Source organism: Janthinobacterium sp. PAMC25594, assembly GCF_019443505.1.
GTDB lineage: Bacteria > Pseudomonadota > Gammaproteobacteria > Burkholderiales > Burkholderiaceae_D > Janthinobacterium.
The window spans coordinates 3488357-3499952 of sequence record NZ_CP080377.1 but is presented as its reverse complement, the minus strand read 5'-3'; the positions used below and the strand labels follow the sequence as shown (position 1 = coordinate 3499952).

General features: G+C 65.2%; 8 protein-coding genes. 3 read left to right on the top strand and 5 right to left on the bottom strand.

What is annotated here, in order from left to right; genetic code table 11:
- Positions 1 to 71: 71 nt before the first annotated feature.
- From dsrO to KY494_RS15710, 3 genes are read left to right on the top strand one after another with little or no spacing between them, the layout of a single operon-like run.
- The gene (gene dsrO / locus KY494_RS15720; RefSeq protein ID WP_219887465.1) at positions 72 to 782 is read left to right on the top strand and encodes a sulfate reduction electron transfer complex DsrMKJOP subunit DsrO; all 711 of its coding nucleotides are present in this window, start codon (positions 72 to 74) and stop codon (positions 780 to 782) included.
- A 3-nt stretch (positions 783 to 785) separates the two neighbouring features.
- Positions 786 to 1898: an NrfD/PsrC family molybdoenzyme membrane anchor subunit gene (gene nrfD, locus KY494_RS15715; RefSeq protein ID WP_219887464.1), complete on the top strand. Its 1113-nt coding sequence runs from the start codon at positions 786 to 788 to the stop codon at positions 1896 to 1898.
- A 10-nt stretch (positions 1899 to 1908) separates the two neighbouring features.
- On the top strand, positions 1909 to 5130 hold the full coding sequence (locus KY494_RS15710; protein WP_219887463.1) for a molybdopterin dinucleotide binding domain-containing protein: 3222 nt from the start codon (positions 1909 to 1911) through the stop codon (positions 5128 to 5130).
- On the opposite strand, the gene KY494_RS15705 is transcribed toward KY494_RS15710, so the two are convergent.
- The 5 genes from KY494_RS15705 to mutM are packed head-to-tail and all read right to left on the bottom strand — an operon-like array spanning position 5127 to position 11514.
- The gene (locus KY494_RS15705; RefSeq protein WP_219136119.1) at positions 5127 to 5741 is read right to left on the bottom strand and encodes a response regulator transcription factor; all 615 of its coding nucleotides are present in this window, start codon (positions 5739 to 5741) and stop codon (positions 5127 to 5129) included. The genes KY494_RS15710 and KY494_RS15705 overlap by 4 nt on opposite strands.
- Entirely contained in the window at positions 5738 to 7540 is a 1803-nt protein-coding gene (locus KY494_RS15700) for a sensor histidine kinase (RefSeq protein WP_219887462.1), read from the bottom strand. Before KY494_RS15700 ends, KY494_RS15705 begins: the two co-directional genes overlap by 4 nt.
- Positions 7540 to 8703 (bottom strand): A/G-specific adenine glycosylase, encoded by a 1164-nt coding sequence (gene mutY / locus KY494_RS15695; RefSeq protein ID WP_219887461.1) that lies wholly within the window; start codon positions 8701 to 8703, stop codon positions 7540 to 7542. Before mutY ends, KY494_RS15700 begins: the two co-directional genes overlap by 1 nt.
- A 42-nt stretch (positions 8704 to 8745) precedes the next feature.
- Positions 8746 to 10647: a dynamin family protein gene (locus KY494_RS15690; protein WP_219887460.1), complete on the bottom strand. Its 1902-nt coding sequence runs from the start codon at positions 10645 to 10647 to the stop codon at positions 8746 to 8748.
- Between the two features lie 30 nt (positions 10648 to 10677).
- Positions 10678 to 11514: a bifunctional DNA-formamidopyrimidine glycosylase/DNA-(apurinic or apyrimidinic site) lyase gene (gene mutM / locus KY494_RS15685; protein ID WP_219887459.1), complete on the bottom strand. Its 837-nt coding sequence runs from the start codon at positions 11512 to 11514 to the stop codon at positions 10678 to 10680.
- Positions 11515 to 11596: the final 82 nt, after the last annotated feature.

Below are 11596 nucleotides of genomic sequence, written 5' to 3'. Positions count from 1 at the left end.
GTACGGCAACTTCTTTTCTATCATGGCAGCAAGTCAACAAGGGCTTGCCGCCCATAGTCAAGGAGAGTGTCATGATTGAATCGCGCCGCAGTTTTTTGCGCGCCTTGCCAGCCGTTACTATCGGGGCGGCCATCGCGCCGCTGCCCGGCAAGGCCGCCACCAGGGGCGAAGGCGGGCAGCGCTGGGCGATGGTGGTCGATGTGCGGAAGTGCATCGGCTGCCAGGCGTGCACGGTCTCCTGCATCATGGAAAACGCCGTACCGGAAAACAGCTTCCGCACCGTCGTCTCGACCTATGAAGTGAAGGAAGAGAACCGCTGCGGCACCTACATGCTGCCGCGCCTGTGCAACCACTGCGCCAATCCCCCCTGCATACCCGTCTGTCCCGTGGGTGCTACCTTCCAGCGCAAGGATGGCGTCGTCGTCGTCGATGGCGACCGCTGCGTGGGCTGCGCCTACTGCGTGCAAGCCTGCCCGTACGATGCGCGCTTCATCAACCACGAAACGGGCAAGGCCGATAAATGCACATTCTGCGCGCACCGCGTCGACGAAGGCTTGCTGCCGGCCTGCGTGGAAACCTGCGTCGGCGGCGCGCGCATCTTCGGCGACCTGAATGACCCGGAAAGCATGGTGCATCAGCTGCTCAGCGAGAACAAGGTGAAAGTGCTCAAGCCCGAACAGGGTACCCAGCCCCACGTGTTCTATCTGGGACTGGACACGCGCTTCGCCGGCCACGTCGAGGGCGAAGCGACACTTTGGCAACCGAGCAAACACGGGAAATAAACCATGGACAGCCACATCACCGAAATTCTCAACGTCACGCGCGAAGCGGCATGGCTGCCGTGGGCGGTGCAGTATTTTTTCCTCATCGGCCTCAGTTACGGCAGCTTCATGCTGACCTTGCCGTACTTCGTCTTCGGCCGCAAGGCGTATGAACGCCTGGGGCGCATCGCGCTGCTGGCGTCCCTCGTCTGCGGCATGACGGCGCCCGTGGCGCTGCTGGCCGACCTGCACGGGCCGGGCCGCTTCTATCACTTCTATATTTACTTCCAGCCGCAATCGTGGATGTCGTGGGGTTCGTTCTTCATTCCCCTGTATCTGGGCTGCCTGATGCTGTACGCGTGGCTGGCGCTGCGCAGCGACTTCGCCGCGCGGGGGCAGGGCAAGGACCGCCTGGCCTTCGCCTATCGCCTGTTGGGACGTGGTGGTGTCGCCTCGCGCCGCGCCATCGTCACCGCCGCCGCCTTCACCCTGCTCGCCGCCTTCGTGGTGGGTCTGTACACGGGCATGGAAGTGATGGTGGTGCGCGCCCGTCCGCTGTGGTTCACGCCTTTCCTGCCGGCGCAATTTGCCGCCACGGCCTTTGTCGGGGCGGCGGGCCTGGCCTTGCTGTTCAACCGCTTCCTGCCCGGTCGCGACCAGGCCCTGGAAGTGTCGCTGAATCGCGCGCTGGCCCTGTCGCTGGCGCTGGTGCTGGCGCTGGGCGGCGGCTGGCTGTTCGTCAGTCTCTCCGGCGTGAGCGCCAGCCACAGCATGGCCTTTACCCAGGTGGCGGGCATGCCGCAATGGCAGTTCACGGCTGTCTGGGCCGTGCTGTCGTCCATCGTGCCGATGGCGCTGGCCATCTGGCGCCCGGCCACGAGTGGCCTGGTGAACGGCCTGATCGCGCTGCATAGCGCCTGGATGATGCGCTGGACGATTTTCATCGGCGGCCAGAACATCCCGAAAACGGGCGCGGGCCTGTACGACTACCACCTGCCGATGGGGAATGACGGCTTGATGGGGATCATCGGCACGGCCGGCCTGTGGATCGCGCTGCTGTTGCTGATGCTGGAATTTTTGCCATGGGCGGGACGCGCGATTACTACACGCAGCCGTCCTGCCATGGCCACGCACTGAGGAGTCAAAAATGAACGAACACACAAACAACGACGACCGCAACGACGTCCCTGAAGATGAAAACGAAAAGCGCCGCAAGCTGCTGCGCTACGGCGCCATCGGCGGCGGCCTGGCCGCCTTTGCCGCCAGCTTTTCCACCACGGCCGGCCGCATGGTCGACCACGCGCTGGGCAAGGACAAACCCGTACAGCGCTTGCACGGCAATTCCCTGCCGCCCGAGTTTTCCGTCGACACGACCACGGGGAAATTGACCGTCAACCCGGACCAGCAGGTCAGCTACACCATGTGCATGGGCTGCACCACGTTTTGCGGCGTGCGCGTGCGCCTGGATAAAAAAAGCGGCAAGGTGCTGCGCGTGGCGGGCAATCCCTACAGCCCCATGTCGGCCGACCCGGCGCTGCCTTACCAGACCTCGATACGCGATAGTTTTGTGTCGCTCTCGCGCTTCCAGGAAAAGGGGCTGAAGGGGCGCTCGACCGCTTGCGGCCGCGGCAATGGCGTGCTGGAACAGATGGAGTCGCCGTTCCGCGTGCTGGCGCCCATGAAGCGCGTGGGACCGCGCGGCGGCGGCCAGTGGGAACCGATCGCTTTTGACCAATTGGTGAAGGAAGTGACGGAAGGCGGCGACCTGTTTGGCGAAGGCCACGTGCAGGGCTTGCGCGCCTTGCGCGAGCTGGAAAAACCGATCGATCCGGCGCAACCGGAACTGGGTCCGCAAGTGAACCAGGTGGGCCTGATGTGCAGCACGGACGACGGTCGCCTGGCGTTCGGCACGCGCTTCTTCAAGCAGTCGTACGGCAGTTTGAACCTGGTCAACCACGGTTCGTATTGCGGCGGCGCCTACCGCAGCGGTTCGGGCGCCATGTTCGGCGACATGAAGAAAATGCCGCATGCGAAAGTGGACCTGGAAAATACGGAATTCTGCATTTTCGTGGGCACGGCGCCGGGCAATGCGGGCAATCCGTTCAAGCGCCAGGGCACCCTGATCGCGAAAGCCCGCTCGGGCAAGCGCGATTTCAGCTACGTCGTCGTCGACCCGGTGCTGACGAATGCCGACAGCCTGGCTGCGGGCGACCGCAGCCGCTGGGTGCCGATCAAGCCGGGCACGGATGGCGCGCTGGCCATGGCGATGATACGCTGGATCATCGAGCACGAACGCTATGACCGCAACTTCCTCGCGCAGCCGAACCTGAAGGTGGCGGAAGCGGCGGGCGAGGCCGCCTGGTGCAACGCCACGCATCTGATCATCAACGAGAAAGGCCACCCGCGCGACGGCCGCTACCTGCGCGCATCGGACATCGGCGCGGTGGAGTTGGCGGAAGAAGAGCGCTACAAGGATGGCGACGCCTTTTGCGTGATCGACGCCGCCACGCAAGCCATCGTGCCGCACAACGCCGCCAAGGGCGAGGGTCGCCTGTTCTTCGACGGTCCGCTGGAGGTGGCGGGCGCGCCGCTGCACCTGAAGACGGCCATGACGATGTTGAACGAAGAAGCGCAGCGCCACAGCATGGATGAATACGCGGCTGCCTGCGGCATCGGGCGCGACATCATCGAAGGCCTGGCGCAGGAACTCACCAGCCATGGCAAGCGCGCCGCCGTCAATGCGCATGGCGGCATGATGTCGGGCGCCGGTTTCTATAACGCGTATGCGCTGGTCATGCTCAATACATTGATCGGTAATTTGAACCGCAAGGGCGGCACCCTGGTCAATGGCGGCAGCTTCAAGGATGCGGGGCCTGGGCCGCGCTATAACCTCGAGAGTTTCGACGGCGAAATCAAGGCGGCCGGCATGCCGATCGGGCGCAATGTGCCCTATGAAAAAACCTCGGAATTCAAGCTGAAGAAAGAAGCGGGCAAGGCGTATCCGGCCAGGGCGCCGTGGTATCCGAACGCGCCCGCGCTGGCGACCGAGTGGCTCACCAGCGCCATGAACGGCTATCCGTACACCTTGAAGGCGCTGATCCTGTGGAGCTGCAATCCCGTCTACGGCATCACGGGCTTGCGCGCGCAGATCGGCAAGGAACTGGCCGATCCGAAGAAGATTCCCCTGATCGTGGCCATCGACCCCTTCATCAATGAAAGCTCGGCGTTTGCCGACTACCTGCTGCCCGATACCTTGCTGTATGAAAGCTGGGGCTGGGCCGGCGCCTGGGGCGGCATGCCCGTCAAAATGAGCACGGCACGCTGGCCCGTGGTCGAACCGCGCGTGCAAAAGACGCCGGATGGCCAGACCATTTGCATGGAATCGTTCTTCATCGCGCTGGCCAAAACGATGGCCTTGCCGGGCTTCGGCCCGGAGGCCTTGCAGGACATGGATGGCCAGCGCTTCCCCTTGCTGCGCGCCGAGGACTGGTATCTGCGCGGCGGCGCCAACATCGCCTGGCAGGGCAAAACGGCCGTACCGGAGGCGAGCGACGACGACATTGCGCTCTCTGGCGTGGCGCGCATCCGTTCCGAACTGGAGCGCACCCTGAAGCCGGAAGAGTGGCGCAAGGTGGCCTTCATGCTGGCGCGCGGAGGACGCTACCAGAGCTATGGCGAGATGTTCGGCCTGCGCCTGCCGCCGCCTGCGAATGCCAAAGCGCCAGTGGCTCCCGCTCCGGTGGCCGATGAAACGCCGTATCCGCAGGACTGGTCCACGCACCGTTATCTGAAACCGATGATGCTGTACAACGAGGGCCTGGGCGTGAGCAAGAACAGCTTGAGCGGCAAACGCTTTCCCGGCACGCCCGCCTGGAGAGTGGCGGCGTTTGCCGATGGCACGCCGGTGCGCAAAACCTATCCGGCCAGCGAGTGGCCATTCGAGTTGATCAGTTTTAAATCGGCGCTGCAGAACTCCTACAGCATCGGCGCACGGCGCTTGCGCGGCATCCATCCTGACAACCCGGTTGCCGTGCATCCCGACGATGCGGCGCGTTTGAAGCTGGAAAATGGCGATGAAATATATCTGGAAACGCCGGGCGGCAGGGCCAGGGCCACGGTGATGCTGCGCCATGGGGTGCAGCGCGGCGTGATCGCCATTGAACATGGCTTTGGCCACAAGGAGCATGGCGCGCGGGTCCACCGCATCGGCAAGTCGCGTCAGCCCGACGAGCCGGCCATCGGCGCGGGCATCAACCTGAACGACCTGGGGCTGACGGACCCGAGCCGCGGCGACAAGAACGTGTTTGTCGATCCTGTGTCGGGCACGTCGGTGCGGCAAGGGCTGCCGGCGCGCATCGTGCGCGCCTAGATCTCGCCGCTGGCCATCAGCAGCCGGGCCACCTCGGCTGCTGAGTGCAGGCCCAGTTTTTCCATCGTGTTATGGCGGTGCACCTGCACCGTCTTGTCGCTGATGCCCAGCTCGCGGGCGATGACTTTCGAGGCTTTGCCTTCGGCCATCAGCAGCGCCACTTCGCGCTCGCGCGCGGTGAGCCTGGCCAGCGCCGACTGCGCCGTATTCGCGCTGGCGGCGTTGCGGCTCTCATCCATGCTGCGGGCCACGGCCCGGCTGACGGCATCGAGCAGTACCTGGTCCTTGCACGGCTTTTCCAGAAAATCGCAGGCGCCGGCCTTCATCGTCTGCACGGCCATGGCCAGGTCGCCATGGCCACTGAGGAAAATCACGGGCAGCGCTATCGCATGGCGCACCAGCTCCTGTTGCAGTTCCAGTCCGCTCATCAAAGGCATGCGCACGTCGAGCAGCAAGCAACCGGGCGCATGGCCATCGTAGCGCTGCAGGAAGTCGCGCGCCGATTCGAACGTCGCCACTTTCCAGCCGGCCGAATCGAACAGATAGGCCAGCGAGCGGCGCATGGCGGCGTCGTCGTCGACGACAAAGATGATCGCATCGCTTTCATTCATGGTGTTTCCTTGTTTGCTTCCATACCGGTATCTTCGGGCAGGCGGAACCAGACCGTCAAGCCTGGCGCATCGGCGTTGGCATGTGCCGACAGGCTGCCGCCGAACGATTCGATGATGCTTTTGCTGAGCGACATACCCAGGCCCAGGCCTTCGGCCTTGGTGGTAAAAAAGGGTTCGAACAGGCGCGCCATCTGCGCCGCCTGCAGGCCGCAACCGGCGTCGCGCACGGCCACCGTGCAGGCGCCGTTTTCGCGGTGCAGCAGCACGCCGATGGGGTGCCCGGGATTGTCGTTTTCCACCTGCGCATCGAGCGCATTTTTCAATAAATTGAGCAGCACCTGCTGCACTTGCTGCGGGTCGGCCAGCACGCGCGGTGCGGCGCTGACCGCCTCGTGGCGCCAGCTGATATTGGCTTGCGGATGAGCCGCGCGGAACAGCGATACCGCCTGCTCCACGGCGTCGGCCAGGGCGAAGGGCGTGCTGTGCGCGGGACGCTTTTGCGCCATCGCGCGGATGTGCCGGATGATGGCGCCCGCGCGTTCGCTTTGCGTGGCGATTTCCTGCGCGCCGTCGAGCAGTGGCGCCGCATCGAGCCGGCCCGCCGCGATGCGGCGCGCCATGCCGCGCGCGAAATTGCCGATGGCCGCCAGCGGCTGGTTCAATTCGTGCGCAATGGCGCTGGCCATCTCGCCCAAGATGGCCAGGCGCGCCGTGTGGTCGAGCGTGGCCTGGCGCTGGCGCGCCTGTTCTTCCAGCGCGCGCTGCTGGTGCTGGGCAGCGCGCAATTGCTCCGTGCGCCGGCTGACCAGGTATTCCACGCGCACCGTATGCACGGCCCAGGCCACCAGCAAGGCCAGCACCAGCAGCATCCAGCCCCAGTAGCGGCGCAGGGCCGTCTCGAACGTCAGCTTGTCCAGGTAGGCGTAGGGGCCGATGCGCAGCTCGCGGAACAGTTCATCGACGATCTGGTAATCGCTGGGCACCGTCCAGCTGTAACCTTCATCGGTACGCGGCATGGCCAGCAGGGCCTGCGCCACTTTTTTCGCCAGCGCGGGCGGCGTCTGGCGCAGGGCCACGAAGGGCCAGTCCGGATACAGCCGCGACGAGCTGGCGCAGCGAAAACCGGGAATCGGGCGCGTGGTGATCACGCGCAGTTCATCGGCGCGCACTTCGCCGCGCGCCACCATCTGTTCCAGCAGGCAGGTGCGCACGATGCCGGCATCCATGCGCCCCGCCCGCACGGCTTCGACGATCTGCTGCGAGGGGAAACCGCTGTAGCGCAGGCTGGCGAAATCATGCGTGGGATCGATGCCCGCTTCGCGCAGTTCGCGCGCCGCGATCTGGTAGCCGCCAAACGCATCGGGCGCCACCGCCATCACGTTCTTGCCCGCCAGGTCGGCCAGGTCATGCAGCGGCGACGCGCTGCGCACGACGATGGCCGAGCCGATGGCCTGGCGCGGTGACTCCGTCCATGGCGATTCGAGCGTGGCGATGCGGCTGGCGCCATCGCTGTGTTCGAGCGCCACGTAATGGCCGCTGCTGGTGATGGCGAAGGCGATCGCTTGCGACTGCACGGCGCGCGTCAGGCCCGCCTGGTCGTAGTCGGCCAGGATGAAACGGATGCCGGGGATGCTCGCCTGCAGGTGGCGCGTCACGTACGACCAGTCCTGCTGCACGGCGTCGGCGCCCTTGTAGGCGAGTACGCCTATTCTCACCTCCGGTATCTCCGGCAGCGCGTCAGCCGCTTGCGCGCCGTGCAGACACAGCGCCGTCAGCGCGAACAGTAAAAAACGTCGCACTAGAACATGCTGCGCTGCGCCGCGCGCGCATCGCCGAACAGTTCCAGCAGCAGTTTCTTGATGGGTGCGGGCAGCGGCGCGTCCGCAATTTTCGCGCCGTCGTACCAGACGTGGGTCGCTTCCCCTGCCAGCGCCAGGCGGCGCGCCAGGGTGATGCGACAGGGGACGATGTGCAATTTGTAGTGGGTAAAGACATGCACGATGGGCAGCAGCCGTTCCTGCGTTTCGATTGCGCCGAACGGCGCCACGGCGCGTGCCAGTACCTGCTGGTCTATCTCTCGCGGCGAGTCCGCATCGGCCAGCAGATGGCCATCGAGTTCGGGCAGCGACAGCAAGCCCCCCCAGATGCCCGAGCCGGGGCGCTGCTCCAGCAGCACCTGGCCGTCGTCGATGATGGCCAGCATAACCGCGTGTTTTTCCGGACTGGTTTTCTTCGGTTTACGCACCGGCAAATCCTTGGTGCGGCCGGTGGCGTAGGCCACGCAGCGCGGTTGCAGCGGGCAGCGGCCGCAATCGGGGCTGCTGCGCCTGCACAGGGTGGCGCCGAAGTCCATCAGACCCTGCGTGTAGGCTTCGATACCTGTTTCAGGCAGCAGCGCCTCGGCGCGGCGCCACATGGCTTCCTCGACCCGTTTTTCGCCGGGATAGGCATCGATGCCGAAGGTGCGCGCGAAGACGCGCTTGACGTTGCCGTCCATGATGGCCGCGCGCGTGCCGCTGGAAAACGCGGAGATGGCGGCCGCCGTCGAGCGGCCGATGCCGGGCAGGTCGGCCAGCAGAGCCGGGTCGCTGGGAAAGACGCCGTCGTATTCGGCCACCACGCGCTGCGCGCACTTGTGCAGGTTGCGTGCCCGCGTGTAGTAACCGAGGCCGCTCCACTGCGCCATCACGTCTTCCACCGGTGCGCCAGCGAGGTCGCGCAGGGTGGGGAAGCGTTCGAGGAAGCGCGCGTAGTAAGCGAGTACGGCGGTGACCTGCGTTTGCTGCAGCATGATTTCGGACAGCCAGATCAGGTAGGCATCGCGCGTGTTTTGCCACGGCAGCGCGTGGCGGCCATGCTGCTTTTGCCAGGCGATGACGGTGGCGGAAAAAGTCGGGTCGATATAGTCTTCAAATGGTGCCGCGCCCGTGGCGGGCGAGAGCGGATGCAGCAGACGTTTCATGCGGGATTCCAGTGTTCTGTTGTTGGATGGTGCTGATGTTGCTCAGTCAGCGCTGGCCGCGCGCAAGGCGGCCAGCAATTGCGCCAGCTGCGCCTTGTCGCGTTCGAGCGCCGCCAGGCTCGCCTCGAAGCCGGCGATTTTCTGTTCCAGGCTGCCCGTGGCGTCGTGGATGCGCTGGATCGAGGCAAAGCGCAGTTTCAGCTGTTCCTTGTACTCGACGATCTGCGCTTCGAGCGGCGCCATGATGACTTTCAGCCAGGCGCTGGCGTCGTCGTTGGCGTTGGTGAAACTGCGGCGCACGCGCGAGGCGATGGTGTCGAAGAATTTTTCCATCAGCACGACGCGGCTGGTGGTCAGCAGGGTCGCCGTGCCGAACTGTTTATGGTAGACGGCTTCGATGTCGGCGATCTCCTGGCGGTAGCGGGCCAGCGAAAATGGCATCGGCAAGGCCAGCGCCAGGCCGTGTTCGGAGGCGAATTTGCGGTACATCACGTTCATCATTTCCGTGATCTCGGCCGTCTTGCCTTCCGAACGGTCCAGGTTACTGGCGATGCGCTCGAAATACTGGCGCACGGCTTCGCGCAGGCCCGTGAAAAAGCGGCTGCGCTGCATGGCCGCGCGCACGCCATCGATATCGTCGCGCACGATGTCCATGCCCAGGCTCGTGTACAGCTCCGTCGACAGCCGCGTAAATACGGCGCGCGTCGCTTGCAGCTTGAACAGGCTGCTGTCGAATTCCTTCTTCTCGATATCGATGCGCCGCATCATGTGGGCGATCACGCTCTGGTTCTTGCCGCGCAGGCTGTGCAGCTCGTGCAGCTGCTCGGCGATGCCGCGCGCGCGGGCCGCCGCCTGCACCTGCTGCGCCGCTTCGATGGCGTCCAGGTCGAACGCCAGCTGGCGCCGGATGATGTCCTTGCGCGCGGGGATCAGCTCCTCGAACAGGGCCGTCTCCAGCGCCTGCAGGCGGCTCTTTTCCAGCAGCGCCGCATCGTGGTTGATCTTGCCCACCAGGGCCTTTTGCGCCGAGACGGGAAACACCTGGCCGGCGTCCAGGGTCAACAGATGCGCCACGCTGGCCTGCTGGCGTTCGATCGCCAGCGCCACCTCGGCGTCGCCGCGCAATTCATCCCACATGCTGTCGATCTTGTTGAGCACCACCAGGCGCCCGGCGCCGGCGCCGATATGGTTGCGCCATACCTCGATGTCGCTGCGCGTGACGCCCGTGTCGGCCGCCAGGATGAACAGCACCGCGTGCGCATTCGGGATCAGGTTCAGGGTCAGTTCCGGTTCCGTGCCGATGGCGTTCAGGCCGGGCGTATCGAGGATGACCAGGCCCTGTTTCAGCAGCGGATGGGGGAAGTTGATGATGGCGTGGCGCCACATGGAAATTTCCACCTGGCCGTCCTCGTCGAGCATGGCGGGAGCGTCCGCATCGTCGGCGTCGTACAGGCCGTAGCGCGCCGCTTCTTCCACGCTGACTTTTTTCGTCAGGCTGACCTGGCGGATGGCTTCCTGCATGTCGTCGCCCGCATCGATGTTCAGGGGCAGGACGGTCCAGGCGGCGGGCAGCTCGCGGTAGTCGCTGGTCGACAGGTTGTGCGCGCGCGTCTCGATGGGCAGCAGCCGGATCGATGGCGGCCAGGCCGCGTCGTACAGCAGCTCGGTGGGGCACATGGTGGTGCGGCCCGCGCCCGAGGGCAGGATGCGCTGGCCATAGCCGGCAAAGAAGATGGCGTTGATCAGCTCGGATTTGCCGCGCGAGAATTCCGCCACGAAGGCGACAGATAAACGGTCATCGAGCAGGCGGGAGCCACAGCGCGCCAGGCGCAGCGCGGAGGCGCCGTCGACCAGGCCCGCCGCGCTGGCGGCTTGCCGGTAGGCCTGCAAGGCGGCCTGCACGTCCTGCCGCCATGCGCTGTATTGTTCCAGGTCTCTGACCATCTGGCTCCCTCCGTGAGTGTGTGAGCGTGGTTACTTTTGACAATTCACGCAGTAGAACGTGGAACGCTGTCCCTGCACGATTTGCCGGATAGTCGCGCCGCACACGCGGCAGGGCTTGCCCGCGCGGTTGTACGTGAAATACGTCTGCTGGAAGTAGCCGGACTGGCCGTTCACGCCGATGAAGTCGCGCAGGGTGCTGCCGCCTTGCACGATGGCTTCGGCCAGCACGTCGCGGATCGCTTGCGCCAGTTTCTCATAGCGCGCCAGGCCGATGCGCCGGGCCGGCGTCTTCGGGTTGATCCCCGCGCGGAACAGGCTTTCGGAACAATAGATATTGCCCACGCCGACGACGATGTCGCCCGCCATCAGTACCTGCTTGATGTTGGTGCCCTTGTTGCGCGTTTTTTCGAACAGCAGCTGGCCCGTGAAGCCGCCTTCCAGCGGTTCCGTGCCCAGGCCGCGCAGCAGCGCGTGGCCATCGAGCGGGCCGTCCGCCTCGTCGTGCCACAGCACGGCGCCGAAACGGCGCGGGTCCGTCATGCGCAGCACCTGGCTGCCGCCGTCCGCGTCTTCCACGATCAAATCAAAATGGTCATGTTTTTGCGCCTCCGTCCCCGTCGGCAGCACGCGCAAATGGCCCGACATGCCCAGGTGGATGATCAAGGTGCCGTGGCGGAAGTGGATCAGCAGGTATTTGCCGCGCCGCCCCGTCAGGCCGATGGTTTGCCCGGACAGTTGCTCGCCCAGGGCAGGGGGAAAGGGCCAGCGCAGGCCGTCGCGGCGCAGCACGACGGCGCGCACGGCGCGGCCCTCGATGTGGGGCGCGACACCGCGCCGTGTGACTTCGACTTCTGGCAATTCTGGCATAGGGCTCGAATGGTTGAAAACCGGGTAAAAACAGGCGGGTTGCAGGCCGATGGCTGGTCCGGGCCGGCCACGCCGTCACGAC

Coding starts and splice junctions, on each gene's coding strand:
- dsrO (WP_219887465.1), top strand. CDS start 72: ATGATTGAATCGCGCCGCAGTTTTTTGCGCGCCTTGCCAGCCGTTACT.
- nrfD (WP_219887464.1), top strand. CDS start 786: ATGGACAGCCACATCACCGAAATTCTCAACGTCACGCGCGAAGCGGCA.
- KY494_RS15710 (WP_219887463.1), top strand. CDS start 1,909: ATGAACGAACACACAAACAACGACGACCGCAACGACGTCCCTGAAGAT.
- KY494_RS15705 (WP_219136119.1), bottom strand. CDS start 5,741: ATGAATGAAAGCGATGCGATCATCTTTGTCGTCGACGACGACGCCGCC.
- mutY (WP_219887461.1), bottom strand. CDS start 8,703: ATGAAACGTCTGCTGCATCCGCTCTCGCCCGCCACGGGCGCGGCACCA.
- KY494_RS15690 (WP_219887460.1), bottom strand. CDS start 10,647: ATGGTCAGAGACCTGGAACAATACAGCGCATGGCGGCAGGACGTGCAG.
- mutM (WP_219887459.1), bottom strand. CDS start 11,514: ATGCCAGAATTGCCAGAAGTCGAAGTCACACGGCGCGGTGTCGCGCCC.